Origin of the sequence: Roseovarius sp. B08, assembly GCF_051417955.1 — a bacterium.
Lineage (GTDB): Bacteria > Pseudomonadota > Alphaproteobacteria > Rhodobacterales > Rhodobacteraceae > Roseovarius.
In genome coordinates this window covers 267,182-283,852 of record NZ_JBPRLW010000002.1, presented here as the reverse complement: position 1 = coordinate 283,852, position 16,671 = coordinate 267,182, and the positions used below count along the sequence as shown (strand labels likewise).

Here is a 16,671-nt window from a genome sequence, read left to right as displayed (position 1 = left end):
GGATGTCTTTCTCTGGAGTTACGCAGTTGTGGTTTCGGCTGGTTCGACCTCGTATTCGCCTGCAACCAGCAGGCGGCGGAGGAGCTTGCCGACAGGGGATTTCGGGATTTCGCGCACGAAGACGTAGCGGCGCGGGCGGCGGAAATTAGACAAGTCGGAGTCGCGGCAATGGGCGTCGAGTTCGTCTTCGGTGACCTTTTCGCCGCGCTTGACGAAGGCGGTAACGACCTTGCCCCAGCGTGCATCCGGCAGGCCGACCACGGCGACCTCGGCCACGGCGGGGTGCAGCGACAGGCAGCTTTCGACCTCGACGGGTGATACGTTCTCGCCTCCGGTGATGATCATATCATCGGCCCGGCCGGTGACGAACAGATCGCCATCTTCGTCGAAGTGCCCGCAATCGCCGGTGAAGTACCAGCCGTCGCGAATAGCCTTCTTGTCCGCTTCGGGGCGGTTCCAGTAGCCCTCGAAAGCTTCATCTCCCTGCATGGAGGCGACGATTTCGCCTTCTTGTCCGGGTGCACAGGTCTGGCTGACATCGGTCGTGCCCAGCGGAACCACGCGCAGTCTCTGGTTGATCGCAGCGCGGCCCGCTGATCCGGGTTTGGCGGCAGCGTCCTGGCAGATGGAAAAGGTGTAGATCTCGGAAGAGCCGTAATGATTCACGAAAAGCTCGGGCTGGAAAGCCTCTGCCAGTTTCCGCAAAAGACCGTCTGTCATGGACGCCCCGGCAAAACCGAGCTTGCGCACGCTGGCCACCCGGTGCGGTGTGAAGCTCGCGTGATGTACGATGTCATGATAAAGCGTCGGCACCAGATAGAGATTGTCGACATCATGTCTTTCGATCGCATCGAGCGCGTCTGGTACATTGAAGCGCGGCAGGCACACGAAGGCACCGCCGATCACGCTGGCCGACAGGAGCGAACGGATCCCCATCGTGTGATAGAGTGGCATCACGCCCAGCGTGCGCTCGCCATGCCCGTACATGTTCTGCGCCACATGGGCGATGGCCGCGGCCCGTTCGGCCCGGTGGCGGCGCGGCACGCCTTTGGGCTTCGAGGTCGTGCCGGATGTGTAAAGCATGACGGACATATCGTCGGCCCCGGCTTGCGGCGCCGCATCGGCGGCACGGCCTGCCAGCATTGCGGCAAGGCCCTGATCGCCATCCAACGGCAGTACGTTGAGGTCCGCCGCAAGGGCCGATCCGGCCACGGCCTCGGACGCGGCATCGTCATGCACCAGAACGCGGGCCTCACTGTCGCGCAGCGCATGGTCCAGTTCATCGGCGGTGACGCGCCAATTCACGGGCGTGATGACGATCCCGGCAATCTGGCAGGCCCAATGCAGCGAGGCATTCTCCCACCGGTTCTGCATCGCCGTGACCAGCATGTCGCCCTTGCGAAGTCCGATCTGGCCAAGCGCATCCACAAGCGCGCTGATCCGGCAATACCAGTCGGAATAGGTGATCGTCCGGTCGACTTCGGCAATTGCCATCGCGCCGGGATCGCGTTCGACGGACGCGATAAAGCTGGTTCCGAGGTCAAGCATCGATTGGTCCTCCCTTGATGCGGTTACGGGCGGCCAGCGCCGCCTGAACGATGGGCGCATAGCCGGTGCAGCGGCACAGGTGGCCCGAGAGCGCCTCGCGGATCGCGTCTTCCTCCGCGTCCGGTTGACGCGAAAACAGCGCGTCGAGGGTCATCAGAATGCCGGCCGTGCAGAAGCCGCATTGCAGCGCGAAATGTTCGCGGAAGGCCTCTTGCAGCGAGGTCAGCGCATCGCTCTTGCCCAGACCCTCGACCGTGCGGATCTCGCAGCCCTCGGCCTGTTGGGCGAGCATCAGGCACGCGCGGGCAGGCTCGCCGTCCACCTGCACCGTGCAGGCACCGCAGACGCCGTGTTCGCAACCAACATGGGTGCCCGTCGCGCCGATCTCGTGGCGCAGCACGTCGCTCAGAAGTTTGCGCGGGGAGACGCGGAGCGATACGGGCCGCCCGTTCAGGGTGAAGCGCAGCGCGTGCGTCTCGTCTTGGGTCAGTCGCGGCATGACGAAGCCTCCTTCAAGGTTGCGCGGCCGAGCTTGCGGACCAGGTCGCGGCGATAGCGCGCGGTGGCATGCAGGTCGTCGCGGGCCTGAAGGTGCCACGCGAACTCGTTCAGCCGGTCGTCGAGATCGGCTGTGTCTGCCGGCAGCTCGAGTGTGCATGGCGTGTCGGCGACGCCGCCCACGGTCAGCGCGGCGGTGTCGTCAGGTCGGGCCACCGCAGCGCAGGCGACGATGGCAAAATCACCATGGCGGCGGGCGACCTCGCGGAAGGAGTAGCCGGTGCCCGTCTGCCTGGTCGGGAAGGTGACCGAGGCGATCATCTCTCCGGGGGCGAGGTCTGTGGACATCATGCCCTGAAAGAAATTCTGCGCCGCGACCGTCCGCGTCTTGCGGCGGCGGCGCAGGGTCACGCTGCCGCCGAGCGCGATCAGGCACAGCGGCAACTCGGCGCTGGGATCGGCATGGGCGACGGAGCCGCAGACCGTGCCGCGATTGCGCAGCTGCATGTGCCCCACCCAGGGAAGCGCGGCATGCACCAGCGGCAGGCGGTCTGCAAGATCGGGCCAGCGTTCCAGCGTGCTCTGGCGCACGGCGGCCCCAAGGGTGACACGGTCGCTCTTGGTCTCGATCCGCGACAGCTCGGGGATGCGGGTGATGTCGACAAGCGTTGCGGGACGCGCGAGGCGCATGTTCAGCATGGGCACCAACGACTGGCCGCCGGCGATGACGCGGGCCTCTGTGCCGCCCTGATGCAGCGCTTCCAGAGCCTCACTCATCTCCGTCGCCGCGACAAGATCGAACGGGGCGGGTTTCATGACCTGCCTCCTTTGGTGACTCGATTGAGAAGACTTCTCAGGCGGGCCATGGGGCCGCTCTGCGCGCCGCCGCCGCAATGGCGGGCCAGGGCGCGGAAAAACTCGCCGATCACGACCTTCGCCGCGCCGTCCAGAAGCCGTCCGCCGACCGAGGCGACCTTGCCGCCGATCTCGGCCTCGTAGCGATAGGCGATCTCGGTGCCGCCTTCGGTGTCGGTCAGCGTGATGCGGCCTTGCCCGCCGCCCGTACCCAGTGCGCCCACGACTTGCCCTGAAAGGGTGACCGCATTGGGCGGGTCGAGGTCTGACAGGTCGATACGAGCCTTGTAGCGCCCGCGCACGGGTCCGACGCCAAGCGTCACATCCGCCTCGAAGCGCGTCTTGCCGACCTTCTGGACGCCATGCGAGCCGGGGATGATCGCGTCGAGCGTCGCTGGGTCGAGCAACATCTGCCAGACATCCTCGCGGCTGGCCTGCACCACGGCGCGGCCTTCGCCGGTGAGCTTGCGGCCGCCTGCCGTGGCCTCGGCTTTCGTCTCGGGCACAGGCTCTTTCGGCGCGGGCTCCGCGCCGAAGATCAGAGGCGCAAGCTTGGATGCCGTCGCAGGCAACACGATGTCGGGCGCGCCTTCCTCGGAGGCCAGTGCGTCGGCCACCGCATTGGCGATGCAGACTGGCGTCGACATGCAGTTGCCCTCGCCCACACCCTTGGCCCCAAGCGGCGTGAACGGCGACGGTGTTTCGTGATGCAGGATGATCGGCTCGGGCACCTCCATCACCGTGGGCAACAGGTAATCGGCGAGCGTGCCCGACTGGAACGAACCGTCGGCACCGTATGAATATTCCTCGAGGAACGCGGCGCCGACCGCCTGGGCAAAGCCGCCCCGCACCTGGCCATCGACCATGGCCGGGTGCAGGATCCGTCCGCAATCGTGCATGGTCACGTAGCGGTCGATCCTTGGCTCGGCTGTTTCGGGGTCGATTTCTATTCCACAGAAATCGAAGATGAACCCGTGACAGAGCGAGGAATTCACCCCATCCTGCGGCGTCGGTGCCTCCAACTGCGGCGGGGTCCAGTAGACGGTCTCGCGCATGGTCTGGTCCAAGCCATCGGGCAGCGTGCCCGGCGCCCAATGCGCCGTGGCGGCAACCCGTGCGAAGGACACGTTGTTGTCGGGATTGCCTGCGGCACCGATGCGGCCCGCCTCGAAGGTCACGTCGCCCGGCGGGATATTCAGCTGCGAGGCCGCGACCTTTGCCAGCTTGTTGCGCAATCGATCCGCCGCGATTTCGGTCGCACCAGCGACGGCGGGGGCAAAGCGCGACGCGTAATTTCCCGACGCGATAGACCAGCTATCGCGCATCGTGTCCACATCGGCCAGAACGCGCACCGCGTCTATCGGCAGGCCGAACTTGTCAGCCACGACCTGAGCCAATACTGTCCGGTGGCCCTGGCCCTGGGGGACCGAGGCGACCTTGACCGTCACCGAGCCGAGCGGGTCGATGGAGATGGTCGCCGTGGCCTGCGCACCGTTCTTCGGCCCGGCCTTGGCGCGCTCTTCGGGTGTCAGGACGGTGGTGATGTAGCCCATGTTCGACACCGAGGGCTCCACCACGCAGGCAAAGCCTATGCCATAGCGCCGGCCTTCGGCGCGGGCCTTGTCGCGGCGGGCGTAAAGCTCGTCCAGCCCGCCTTCCGCGACGGCGCGGTCCAGCGCCGTGGCGTAGTCGCCCGAATCGTAAAGGGCACCGCTGGCCGTGCGGTAGGGAAAGGCTTTGGCGGGGATGAGATTGCGGCGGATGACCGCAAGCGGGTCCAGCCCGAGCTGCCGCGCAATGGTCTCCATCAACCGCTCCAGCGCGAAATAAATCTGCGGTCCGCCGAAGCCGCGATTCAGCCCCGTCGGCGTCTTGTTGGTCAGCACGATGCGGTTGCGGATCGCCAGGTTCGGGATGTCGTAGGCACCGGTCATGTTGCCGTGCATCCGGTAGAGCGTGGCAGGCTCTGGCGCGCGCAGATGAGCGCCGCAATCCTCGACCTGGTCCCAGTCGAGCGCGGTGATCCGTCCATCCGCCGCCACCGCCGCCTCTATCCGTGTCTGACGATTGGTGGCCGAGACGCTGGCCGACAGATGCTCCAGGCGGTCCTCGATCCACTTGACCGGTGCGCCCGCAATTCGCGCAGCGATAGCCGCAAGGATCATGTAAGGAAAAACACCCTGCTTGATCCCGAAGGAGCCGCCTGAATCGGGCGGCGTACGCAGCCGCAGCCGGTTGCCCGGCACGTTCAGCGATCGGGCAACCACCGCATGGATCGAGAAGGGTCCCTGGAAATTCGCGGTGACGTCATAGGCATCCTCGCCGGCCTCGTAGCTGGCGATGACGCCGTAAGTCTCGATGGGCGTGCAGGCACTGCGCGGATAGGTGACGTCGATGCCGATCCGGTGCGGAGCGGCGTCGAAGGCCGCCTCGGGATCGCCGTAGCGGAAGCTGCGCTCGTTGATGAGATTGCCGCCGAGGCTGGGATGCAGCACCGGTGCGTCCGCGGCCAGCGCTGCCTCGGGCTCCAAGACGGCATCAAGCGGATCGTAGTCGACCTCGACAAGATCCGCGGCATCCTCGGCAAGGTAGCGGTCGGTCGCGACGATCATCGCCACCGGCTCGCCGACATACCGCACGCGGTCCACCGCCATGGGCCAGCATTCGACATCGGCTTTCACGCCGACGGTCATCGACCGGGTGCGCGCCGCAACATCTTCTCCGGTGATCACGGCAACGACGCCCGCCGCCTGCGCGGCCTTGACAGTTTCGACTGACCGGATCGCCGCATGGCCGTGGGGCGAGCGGACAAAGGTCAGCGCCAAGGTGCCCGTGGCAACCGGCAGGTCGTCGATATAGCAGCCGCGACCGGACAGCAGCGCCGGGTCCTCGACGCGCAGCGCGGACCGGCCAAGCAGCTTCTCTGAAACTGTATCGTTCATGTCTCCTCCCGGCTTGGCATAAGCAAGCCCTTGGGAGAGGACGTTAGACGCAGGTCTGCTGGCCTTGCGATCCCGCCAGGTCTCAGACCTTACCAAGGAGTCTCAAAAAGCGGGATCAGATGGTACGCGCAGGGTCGAGACATTGCGGAAGACGCTGGGCGAGGAGCCGGCATGGTCGTGGAAGAATCGCGAAAAATGCGCCGGGACAGAGAAGCCAAGATCGTTGGAGATGGCCGAGAAACTGCGCGTTTCCTTGGCCACGGCCTGCACCGCACGCTCCACCCGCTGGGTGTTCAGGTAGACCCGGGGCGAGATTCCTGTATTCGCCTCGAACAGCCGGAAGAAATGCGCACGCGACAGGCCGCATTCGCGGGCGAGCCAATCCATCGAGACGACGCTGGCCGGATCCTCGCGGAGAAGGACCAAGGCCCGTGCGATCCGTCGGTCGGGCATGCGCGTCGCTTTGGCCTGTGCCCGAAGCGAAGGTTGCACATCGCGCCAGGGGGCCAGCCGCTCGATAATGGAGATCATCAGCCGCCCGATCAGCCGCTCATGCGTTGCGGCGTCACCGGGCGCCCGCACCATCGCCTCTGCTGTCTCACCGACCTGCCTCCGGATTTGCGGCGAGATGGCACCGCCTGGCTGCGGAAAAAAGTCCGGTCCGGCGCTCGCCTCCCAATTGCCGCGAAACGCGCCAAGCCAACTCGGTTCTATATACATTGCGAGGATGATGGTTGGCGGTTGATCCGTGCGGTGGACGTAGCTGTGATGCGCCCACGCATTGATTAGAACCGCGCTTTCGTCGGTCAACATCACGCGGCGCCCACCCACATCGAACTCGGTATCGACACCTTCGACCTTCAGAAGGACGTGGCATTGCGCATGGGCGTGCTTAACCAGAGGCCGGTCCATATCAAGCAGAGCGACCCGCCCGAAAGGCCCAATAGCAATCCTCAGAGCAGACGACATTCGAAATCGTTACCAGTTTTTTTGATCGGGTCAATCTTGCTCGACTGCAGGCATTTTGACGGCTCCGTGTTTCAGCACGTCTTCGGTGTCACTTGATAAGTCTGTGACGCTACGCGTTTCGCGCCGTTGCCGGATACCAAGCTTTTTCATTTTGGAACGCATTCCGATAGACCAAAAATGTTTCGTTGGTGTTGGCATCGCTCCGTCTAAGCGCAGCGGTGCGTTGCCATCTCAAAGACCCTCGGGCGACAAGGTAGCCATGTTCTTCCTATCGCACCTAAGCCCGAGCTTTTCCAGATCTCAGGTGTATGTGCGGAGCAAAGCCTTGCATCGTTATTCGTGTTTCACAGATGCGGCGATTAGACACCGAATGGTCGATCCGAAGGACACAGGGCTACTTCCGGTCCTTCGCCGCAAAGTCCGTGAAGGTCGGGTTTGGGCCGTCCAACTCAAGTATTTATGCTCGATGCATCTCTTCTGATCTTTCCTGCTTGAACCCCAAGTGTCAGAGCAAACAAAACTTGGATCCAAAAGGACGCTTGGCCACCAGAAACGAATTCATAGAGTGTTCTTGATGCGCTGAGTTCGGCATGCTTGGAAGTCAGTTCGAGATAGGATTCCAAGTTGGAGCACATGCCGATATCTTCCGCACCATCGTAGCAGATGTTCATATGCAGACCTGATGCAGCCTCATGTTCTTCGGTCGGAGAATACGTTTGCATTCTATGTTGGCCGACAAAGTGAGCTGCGCGACAAGAAGACTCGCAGGTCGTACCGACTATCGTTGGATAAGTCTGAAAACACGCTGGCGGCGTATCATTGGTTTGGTTCAAAACGTCATTCCACCAAATCCCGCAGGAATTCATTATCCACTCCGTGCGGTAATTGAGTCTGGACTTGGCCGATAGGGAAGCAGCCGCGGCGTCAGAAACCGCTTGTTGCTTCCGGGACGCACTTATGTCGGCAACGGCTGCAGCAATACCGACCAAAGCAACTGACAAAAGTATGTACTCTGTAAGCTCCCAAAATCTATCCGAGCGCTTTGACAACACGAAAATGGAGGCCAACGAAGTGGCCAGAAAAACTAGAAAGACTATCAATAGCTGCATGAAGAACCCTCGGTATCCACTCCGATAGCGCCACAATGCGTATGAATTAGTAGACCAATGTCCTCACTGGAGAAGCTGCAACGCAGCACTGACTACTTTGTCGGATGTCTCCTAAGGGCCGGGTCTTGACAACCTACTGTGTAAGGCTCATTTTCGATTCAGGCCAATGCGCTGGCCGGTGTGCCCGCCATGCGAAGCTATGCAGCGTCTCATTCACGAATATAACAGACATCATGCCATAGGCAGGGTCTGATTAGCAGCGGGCACCTAGTCGGATCCGGTTGGAAACGGATGATGACAAAGACATCAAAAATCGACGCGCTGAAGAAACTCGCTAAGCATCACGCAAGGTCTTCTCGAACAACTCAAGCCAAAGCGCTGGACCAAATTGCTGTACACTTGGGGTTCTCGCATTGGGGTGCGCTAAAGGCACAAGAGAAGAAAGGTTGGCAACCGACTGACGAGTGCATTGCGTCGTTGAAGGAAGCGGTCGAGAGTACAAACCCATTTGCGAGGGGTGCGGAGGGCAGCTTCGGAACTCTTGGTGCAAACATGGATGGTCCAGAAGTTCAAAAGAGCGGAACCGTTGATGGCGTCCCATACCTCATGTTTGTTTTTCAAGATGACATTCAAATGGAAGGCGAGGGCTGGCGAATTGTAGTTCCAGAAGCGCCGAATGCGTCTCCGATTGTGAGTATCGATGAGCGGTTTTCGGAGGAGTGCCGTCTGAACGAGCCAAAGCTTCTGAGTGAGGCTTTGGCAATTGCTGAGGTCGAAGCGAAGAAGGTCCAGGCGCGCATTTCATCGGACTGGTCTCGACGCTCCACAAAGCCAAATGCAAAAGGTGTCGTTCGGCACCCACTTTTTAGTGAGATGGACAGACGACGCATAGAGTCGGATACTTGGTACTGCCTCCATTGCAATTCGAAGGTCTCAGGGCATGAGATTGCAAAGAACCTATGGCATTGCCCATCTTGCGGGGCGTCGCCTATTGATATCTTCAGCGTGCCTTTCTGGCTCGAAGAGGGTGACGATCAACCAACGCCTTATCGCTCGCCGAAAAATGGTGGTCGCGGCGAGCCAGTGATAGAAGTCATCGACAATCGTCTCAGGCTCGAGTTGAGCGAGGATAACGTAACGCTTTTGATCCGAAGCGCGCTTCTTGATGATGCGGCAAACGCTGGTGAACGCTTGGGGGCGCTTTTGGCCGAGATCAGCTTTGATGAAGAACTTGGAGTTTGGGTCACTTTTGAAACTGACTATTGGCCAGAGGAAAAAGAAGCTATCCAAGCCCGAGCCGTGGCCAAAGCGCTTGGAGTTTCGTTTGATCAAGACATCGTACTTTGCGAGCCGCCATTCGCCTGGCCAGGGATTGCTGAGTTCAGCTCGAATACGCTTGAGTACACACAAACGATGTTGCGTGCCTACGAAGAGCAAACGACGGGACAAGCCAAGCCCAACGAGTAAGAGAAGCGTGGCCGGGGCCTAGCGAACCCGGTCACTCCTTAGGGGTGTGTCACTAAGTGTAGCATCAGATCTTCGCATTTGATGACCACTTTGGGCCGTGGGTGGCGGCCCTGACCGGACATCCAAGAGTCGGCTTGGTTGCCAGACAGATGGTCGCATTCCGCACATTCGCTGCAGACGCGAAGTCACTGCTAAGACGGCGTCCTTGATTGCAGACTTTGCCGCCGTACAGAGGGTGTTCACCCGGCGGTCAAGCGGTTCTGAGCTATTTTCGACATTACCCGCTCTGAGGAACTATGTTGTTAGAGTGAACATCTCTTGCTGGCGCGTTGTGTACGGTTGAAATTGGTGGTCTTGTGAATAGATGGAAGCACTCGAAAACCTTCTTCAACTGCCCTATCAAACGCTCGCGATCTTGGTCGCGGGATACCTGTCGTATCGTTTGGCTTACACAGGCCGTGACACTACACACCGCACGCTAGACACTTTGGCGATAGCGCTTGTGTTTGCATTCGTTGCGCAGGCTGCGACAGCGGGCCTCTTGATCCTCTATGACTGGAAGTATCTTGTCTCGACGGATAGAGAATTGCCGCTGTGGGTGGGCTACGGGGCAAGCGTCGGCGGGATCATCTTCGCCCTTATTACTGCGGCGATTTGGCGACGTGCCAGCGTAAATAGCCTTCCAGCGTTCTTGCGAAAGGCAGGAATTTCTTCATCGGATAGAAACGTCGCGGCATGGGAAACCGTTATCAACCGCGAAGAATCCGGCCCGACCCAGATTACCGTTCTCAAAAAAGATGGGATGACGGTTCAATGCGAGCGGCTTGACGACTTCAAAGATGCGCCGTTCGGTCCGGTGATATTAGGGCAAGACGGCTCAATCGCAATGTATGTGACGGATTTCCGGGACAAAACCGGACAATGGGAAACGGTCAGCCCAGAGCATGGCGACTGGGGACCGGAAATTACAGTCATTCCTGCCACGGAGATTTCGGAAGTGCGTATTCGTCACAACCCGTCACTTCTTAGGCGGTGGAGGCGAGGACGGAGCGCTGGGAGTGGGTCTGGCGTTATCGGGGATGTAGACGGGTCCACCCCCTGACTGCATTTCAAATACTTGCATAGTGCTACCTCTTGGGTGGTGGCGGCGAAGATGGTGCCGCTGGTGCGGGACGGGTATTTGTTTCGGGGGTTGGTCGTGATGGCGGCAAAGAAGGACGCGGCGGTGTTGGTGGGGCTGATGGCCTTTTAGTCATTGACCTACCTTTTCGGCTTAGGGGGCGGCGATGATGCGGGTTTGCTGGCAACCGGTTGCTGCGATCTTTCGATCAACACTCGTGAGCTAGACTGGCGCGGGGCAGGTCTAGGCGATGGCTTGGACGATAGTGACTTGGCCATGTATTCTACCTCTTTGGTTTGGGTGGTGGAGGCGCGCCCGGCGCAGCGGCGCAGGGCTGCTGTGATCGTTGGACCCGGACTTCACCCCGCTGCCGCGGGATTGGCTTGGGCTTTGGTGGCGGTGTTGGTTTCTTTGCCATGCCTACCGCTTTGGCTTTGGAGGTGGTGACGCCGAAGGGGCACTTGCCATCGGTTGTTGTGAATTGATCGAGACGCACACACCATTCTCAGGCCTAGCAATCAGAATTGTGACCTTCTCAGCCTTACTTTCGTTTCTGCTTTTACTCATGCCAAAATCTTTCCGAGTCCACAGTATGCCAGAACATAATGAAAACACGGCGATGTTTCTAGCATGATCTGAGATGTGGTCACATGCAGACCACAACATGTTGAGTGGCGCCATTTTGGAGGATCCCACGTGAAGGGAAGACCGAGACTAAGGCTCGTTTATTGATACGAAAGGGAAAGCGCTGAAGGAGGCGCGGCAGATGATCTGCTAGCTCACCCGTTTTTCGCTTCCGCTTCGATCCGTAGCTCTAGCTCATGAGCTTCTGACACACCCAAGCTGACAAGACGCCCCAGGATGGCATCGATGCGGCTGCGTGATGGGTGAGACCTGCTATACAAAGACGGATCATCGACCGCCGCCTCATTCAACCATTCCGCGACTTTGCGACCGATTCCGAGCTCATGCCACATCGAGCGGTCGCCGTCTGTTACTTCGAGCCAAGTTTCGATCGCATTCAACAGAAAATCGAGATGTCGTGCAGTCGGAGCGACATTTAGGGTGTTCATCGTGCAGAGCGCGACGAAAGCGGTAGGACCGCCTGACATCATCGGGCGTAGCGTTTCAAGAATTGGATCAACTCTGTCGAACACAGCCGGAACAAGATAAGTCTTTGCTCCAGAAAAGGGGTTGTGGAGGTTCATAAGCAACATGCCGATCATTGGACCGGTTTCTATGTCGATCCCGAGTTCTCCCCGGCGCCGATCCCAAGACCATCGATTCAACTCAATCGCACGCGCAACCATCTTCTGCCGCAAAGCTGACGCCCGAACTGACGGCCGGTCCGGCTCATTAAAATAGTGAACATCAGCGGCATGTATGACCGTTTCAGCAACATCGCAAAATGACCGATCAGGTAGCTCAACTATCAGCAGAAGAAGCGATAAGAACTGATCCTCCGCACAGTCCATCAAAGCGGTTGTTGCCAAGGCGTAGAACTGATTGTTCCAATCGCTTGGTGTCTGACTGAGCTCAGCATCAGCGGAATAGCCGTGACCATTAATTCGTGCTGACCATGGCGCGTATGATTCAATGATCTCAACGTACCAGGCGGGCCGAGCGCTTCCTTCAATATTCAGTAGACTCAACCAGCGTGAAAGCTCTTGATCATTGGCGTGAACGACCGCCTCCCTGAAACTACGCCTCTGGGATGCGCCATCACTTTCGAGATTAATTTCTTCACCGTTCAGTTTGGCAATTACACGCGGTCGACGCGAAAATGCCGGCGTCTCTTCCGGAAGCTCTGGCCAAGACGGCTCGGATCCGCCATTGAGCCAAGCGATCTCGGCTTCAACCGCATCAGCGTCCTTCCCCGCTTTATCCTCCTCGTAAGCCTCTTGAGTAGATGCGTCCTCGTCATAAGGATTCCAACGCCAACGGCAGCAAGTGAAAGCGATACGGATTGCAGCTTTGATCAGTCTCGGCTCGGCATCTCTTATGCTCGCGTGTGCTGCCGCCATAGAAACGGCGGCGGCCTGGTCTTGTCGAGCGACAGTTCTCAGTAGCTGGTCACGGTCCTCGATCCGCCGTTTCCGATGCCAAAGATGGATTAGAGTGCATATACCCTGCGCCGGGCGATTGTAGTCCAGCCGTTCTTTCGAACCGTAGCGGTCGACCTCTTCCGCCAAGGCGGTGGCAATCACGGTCCGAACCCAGTCCTCATGCTCGTTAAGGAGAGTATCCGCACCGTCCCGCGCTAAAAGCATGGCCGTCGAAATCAACCGCGTCGATCGTGACTTGAGATGATCTGTATCGCTAAAGTCAGGCAGATCGCCGGCAGCGTATTCGACGGCCTCGCGCGCCAAATCCGGCGAACCTTTCGCGGGATCGCTGATAGCCAGCTGAATTCTCACCTCAATCGTGCTGGAGCGCTCATGTGCCTGTCGGCGGGCATCGAGGCGTTCGAGATGCTCAGCCTCAGCCGGTGGCGACTTGTATGCGAGGCCTCCTTCGACTTCTACCCAGTTCGCCCGGTCGAGCATATTCAGTGCATAGGATCCCATGAACGCCGGGTCGCCGAAATTCGCTTCGTCGCTATATGAGCTGGCTTTTTCGACGGCCTCAGCCAACAAGGAGCGCACCTTCTGCCCGGAGGCATCCTCGCCGATGTAATAGGGGATAAGTCGCTCGAGAGAGACGGAGCGCGATTGACGCTCTGCAAGATCAGCAAGCGTGACGCGGCCATTGGGCTCCTTCTGCAGCATCATCGCACCTCCAAGGCTCTCCAACGTCAAACGGGTGCGATCGTTGGCAAGCAGGTCGGGGCTAGCCACAAACGGGACGAGTGCATCGCGCGTGGTCGGCCAATGCGATAGCAGCACGTCAAGCGCGATCAGCAGATAGGCGGCGCAGCTACCTTCCGGTCCGAGGATGTCCCGAAGAACCGCGTCAACATCTTCACCTCTGTCGAGGCGCTCTTGTGACCAAGCTTCGAGTGCCATCAGTCCAGAAGACGCAGAGTATTCCTGCGCTTGGCTGGAGCGTGACCAGTAATACGTCTGAACCCAAGGAAAGTAGCGCGGCTTCCCATCGAACACGATGGTGAAGCCGTTCGTTTCCGCCTTCACGCCATCCGCGCGATGCGCGACCGCCGCGTCAACGAGTGCTCGGATTAGGCCGAGTCCGATCTCGGGGGCTGCATCAAGCAAATCGAGAAAGGGAGGCTGCGCTGGTGACACCGGCATGTAGTCGGTATCCGCAAAGCCGAACGCGCCGTTCAGGGAGTCGCGTCTTGATCGACCTCGACGTGGCTGTTCAATAAGACTGAACGTGATAATTCCCGCAAGCTCGTTCGGCGCGACGCTGGCCAAGGCCTTGCTGAACGGCCTTATTGCCTTGACCTTGTAGTGATCGTTCTCTTTCGCGATCGCGCTCAAATAGGCCTTCGTGTCTTCCGGCGCGTGTGACGCGCTCAGAAGCGCCATGTTCCGAAGGTCTTCGATCATCGTCGCGCGGCTTGAACGTTCTGTCCATGGCGCATCCTGAGCACCCGGGATCGTGACGGTGGATGCACGCAGGTCAAGCTGCATAAGCCACCCAAACAACATCTTCGCCGTAAGCTGCCCGAGTTCAGGAATGCTCATCAATGTTAGAAACTGGACTTCAACGAGCTTCAGAACAGCAGCTATCGCTTGCACTGGAATTTCGCTGGCTTTCACAGCGCACCACGTGAGAACCCTGGGCGCCGATAGCGTCGTGGCGATGCGCAATGAGCCCGGTGCCCCTACAGAAAGCTCAAAACCCTTCGCGGCGATCTGCTTGAAGGCGGATGCGGCCGAGATCGTTTCCGTCGCGACGATGGCGGTACAGATCTCGACGAGCAGCTTGCCACCGTCGGCAAGCAATGCGGCGCGGCAGTGGTTCAGAAGCTGCGACGACAACTCGGATCGCACGATCGCCATTAGCGCTTGGCGACGCCATGCATCATGGGCGCCTGGTCGCGAGAGGGCCCCAAGGAGGGCTGTCCAGTTCGAGCCGTTCGGTCCCTGTTCGAGCGCGAAGCGACCGGCAAATTCGATACCACGTGCTACCCGCGGCGATGGCGGTACGGAAAGATCGACGTTGTGGAGCAACGTGATGTCTTCGTTGAGGCGCGCGCCGATCGCCCAATCGCGGAGCACGTCATGGTAGAAGCTGAGACGGTCGCGCTTCGGTTCGGACAGGGTCCGGCTACGCAGTAGATGAGTTCGTGCCGGTGTGTCCATCGACGCATCTACCAGGTCCTGTCCTGCCAGCGCCGCTTCTGCTAGCTCGGCCAAGAGCCTTTGCGCCGGGCGGACATCATCTGGATTTGCGCCATCGGCACTCTTCCACCATCGGTCGGCGAGCGCCGCTTCAGTACGAATGTTGGCCGCGCTCGGGACCTTGAGCAATTGGGCCAACCGATAGAGATTGCGCGCAATGCTCGCGGCCGGATGATCCTGCGACAACAGCGCGCGCAATTCCGGGGCGGCAGTGCCCAGGGCTGCAACCTCGTCATCGTTCAGTTCGCCCACGACCACTTGGCCGGGCGTACCCAACTTCGCGAGCGCGTCCTCGGCGACCCAGCCAGTGTCTTCGACGCCGACTTCGGGCCGTTTGGACACGACTACGGAGAAGCCTGGGACCTCTGCAATCTCGCGCAGCAAGTCATTCACTGTGCGGCGGCGCTCGACGGACGTGAACATCTCGAGCCCGTCGATGAACAGCACCCCTCCGCCACTTGCCGCCAGGTCCCACAAGAATTCCTTCGCGGTTCCGGAAACATGGAGACGTTGCGCGAGCGCCGACCATCCGCCATCGGGCGTGCCTACAGGATCAAGGACGATGACATGGCCCTCACGGCCTATCCGCTCCGCAAGATGTTTAAAGACCCAAGATTTCCCCACGCCCGGTTGGCCGGTGATCTCGACGAAGCGATGCTCGTCGCGCGCTTTTTCGAGATCGGCAAGCGCGTCGAGGCGGGAGAGATTGACGCCGCCGACCGTGGCCCCGATCTCCATGAGTGCGTGGCGCGACATCTCCGCCAGTTTGGCGCGTGCGAGCGAGAAACTCTGACCGCCTGCGAGGTGGAAGCCAAGCGTCGTCAGTCTCTCGATGAGCGATTGGCGAGTGAGTGAGCCACCCGCTTTACCCGTCTCGATGACGATTTCGATGAGATTGCTCCAAAGTGCCTCGGCGCGTGTCGCATCCTCCTGCGCGAGGACTTGACGGGCTAGTGTCAGAGCATGGGCCTTCGCCTCCGGTGCAGCAGACTCGAAATCGAACTCGAGGATCATGAACCTGCGGATAATGGTCCAGACGGCTTCGTCCTCGTCCGCCACTCCGTGAGCTACAAGATTGCTGCGGAACGCTTTGGCGAAACTGCGCATCTCTTCGCTGGCGACACCTGGGAGGGCTAACCGCGCGAAGAATTGAACGCCGCTTCCCGATCTGCGCGCCCATTCGAGCACGTCCTGATAGGGGCCAGAGATCGAATAGCTGGTCCGCTGGGTCGCAACCGCCAGTAAATGACGGTCCGTCGGCTTCTGAGCGGGATTGCTGCGCACGATCTGTTCGCAGACGCCCTTAAAGATAGGGTCTTTGGGCGAAAAGCGGATGGTTCTTTTGGACTGGATCTCGAGGGTCGCTGTGCCCTTGTCCGACACGCCATGGATAATCAGGTCGTCAAGCGCATAGCCTTCGTTTTCCCCTTGCAATTGTACTTTCTCAATCCGGGCATTGGGAAGACCGCGCGCTTCGCTGTCCGCAAGCATCTGCAGGAGATAATAGGCGCCAAGCTCGCCCTCAATATAGGTCCCGGCGCCTCCGCGCCCGACTGGACTAGAGCCTTTCTTTTCGTGATTCAAGCATCCCTCGGGAATCTGGCTCATTGCGTCGGTCGTCTTTGGATCTTTGCTGACATGTGCCAACTCGATAGCGGAAACACAGGCCCAATTCGATTATTTTCTAAGGTTCTCTGTGGTGACAATTGGAAGGGTCCACACTCATGAGCTTCGTGGCACACTGGTGTCCGAGACGCAGGCATTCAATGCTTTGAAGCTCCAAACCTCACGCTTCATATTGATTGATCAAGTACAGACTTAAGTTCCTTGCCGAATGTCCGCTTCGTGGCAAATGG

At 59.8% G+C, this 16,671-nt stretch carries 9 protein-coding genes; 2 read left to right on the top strand and 7 right to left on the bottom strand.

The features are described from left to right. Nucleotides 1-18 precede the first annotated feature (18 nt). The 6 genes from ACSQ76_RS22735 to ACSQ76_RS22710 form a co-directional block, all read right to left on the bottom strand. Complete coding sequence (locus tag ACSQ76_RS22735; RefSeq protein ID WP_437158442.1) at nucleotides 19-1,548, bottom strand: AMP-binding protein; 1,530 nt, start codon at nucleotides 1,546-1,548, stop codon at nucleotides 19-21. Beyond that, on the bottom strand, nucleotides 1,541-2,047 hold the full coding sequence (locus tag ACSQ76_RS22730) for a (2Fe-2S)-binding protein (RefSeq protein WP_152474361.1): 507 nt from the start codon (nucleotides 2,045-2,047) through the stop codon (nucleotides 1,541-1,543). The genes ACSQ76_RS22735 and ACSQ76_RS22730 overlap by 8 nt, the downstream gene beginning before the upstream one ends. Continuing rightward, a complete protein-coding gene (locus ACSQ76_RS22725) occupies nucleotides 2,035-2,862 on the bottom strand; it encodes an FAD binding domain-containing protein (protein WP_437158441.1) in 828 nt (275 codons plus the stop codon). Before ACSQ76_RS22725 ends, ACSQ76_RS22730 begins: the two co-directional genes overlap by 13 nt. After that, nucleotides 2,859-5,843: a xanthine dehydrogenase family protein molybdopterin-binding subunit gene (locus ACSQ76_RS22720; protein WP_437158440.1), complete on the bottom strand. Its 2,985-nt coding sequence runs from the start codon at nucleotides 5,841-5,843 to the stop codon at nucleotides 2,859-2,861. The genes ACSQ76_RS22725 and ACSQ76_RS22720 overlap by 4 nt, the downstream gene beginning before the upstream one ends. 102 nt (nucleotides 5,844-5,945) lie before the next feature. Further along, entirely contained in the window at nucleotides 5,946-6,755 is an 810-nt protein-coding gene (locus ACSQ76_RS22715; RefSeq protein WP_437158439.1) for a helix-turn-helix domain-containing protein, read from the bottom strand. A gap of 506 nt (nucleotides 6,756-7,261) precedes the next feature. Continuing rightward, on the bottom strand, nucleotides 7,262-7,921 hold the full coding sequence (locus tag ACSQ76_RS22710) for a hypothetical protein (protein ID WP_437158438.1): 660 nt from the start codon (nucleotides 7,919-7,921) through the stop codon (nucleotides 7,262-7,264). Between the two features lie 291 nt (nucleotides 7,922-8,212). Here ACSQ76_RS22710 and ACSQ76_RS22705 point away from each other — a divergent pair, with 291 nt between their 5' ends. Together ACSQ76_RS22705 and ACSQ76_RS22700 are read left to right on the top strand one after the other, a co-directional pair. Further along, the gene (locus ACSQ76_RS22705; protein ID WP_437158437.1) at nucleotides 8,213-9,388 is read left to right on the top strand and encodes a hypothetical protein; all 1,176 of its coding nucleotides are present in this window, start codon (nucleotides 8,213-8,215) and stop codon (nucleotides 9,386-9,388) included. A gap of 364 nt (nucleotides 9,389-9,752) precedes the next feature. Next, a complete protein-coding gene (locus tag ACSQ76_RS22700) occupies nucleotides 9,753-10,490 on the top strand; it encodes a hypothetical protein (protein WP_437158436.1) in 738 nt (245 codons plus the stop codon). Between the two features lie 797 nt (nucleotides 10,491-11,287). Here the strand turns inward: ACSQ76_RS22700 and ACSQ76_RS22695 are convergent. After that, the gene (locus ACSQ76_RS22695) at nucleotides 11,288-16,423 is read right to left on the bottom strand and encodes a hypothetical protein (protein ID WP_437158435.1); all 5,136 of its coding nucleotides are present in this window, start codon (nucleotides 16,421-16,423) and stop codon (nucleotides 11,288-11,290) included. Nucleotides 16,424-16,671: the final 248 nt, after the last annotated feature.

What these genes read in the sequence shown, in the direction of transcription:
- ACSQ76_RS22700 (WP_437158436.1), top strand. Translation starts at nt 9,753, where the DNA reads ATGGAAGCACTCGAAAACCTTCTTCAACTGCCCTATCAAACGCTCGCG.
- ACSQ76_RS22710 (WP_437158438.1), bottom strand. Translation starts at nt 7,921, where the DNA reads ATGCAGCTATTGATAGTCTTTCTAGTTTTTCTGGCCACTTCGTTGGCC.
- ACSQ76_RS22720 (WP_437158440.1), bottom strand. Translation starts at nt 5,843, where the DNA reads ATGAACGATACAGTTTCAGAGAAGCTGCTTGGCCGGTCCGCGCTGCGC.
- ACSQ76_RS22705 (WP_437158437.1), top strand. Translation starts at nt 8,213, where the DNA reads ATGATGACAAAGACATCAAAAATCGACGCGCTGAAGAAACTCGCTAAG.
- ACSQ76_RS22735 (WP_437158442.1), bottom strand. Translation starts at nt 1,548, where the DNA reads ATGCTTGACCTCGGAACCAGCTTTATCGCGTCCGTCGAACGCGATCCC.
- ACSQ76_RS22725 (WP_437158441.1), bottom strand. Translation starts at nt 2,862, where the DNA reads ATGAAACCCGCCCCGTTCGATCTTGTCGCGGCGACGGAGATGAGTGAG.
- ACSQ76_RS22730 (WP_152474361.1), bottom strand. Translation starts at nt 2,047, where the DNA reads ATGCCGCGACTGACCCAAGACGAGACGCACGCGCTGCGCTTCACCCTG.
- ACSQ76_RS22715 (WP_437158439.1), bottom strand. Translation starts at nt 6,755, where the DNA reads ATGGACCGGCCTCTGGTTAAGCACGCCCATGCGCAATGCCACGTCCTT.
- ACSQ76_RS22695 (WP_437158435.1), bottom strand. Translation starts at nt 16,423, where the DNA reads ATGAGCCAGATTCCCGAGGGATGCTTGAATCACGAAAAGAAAGGCTCT.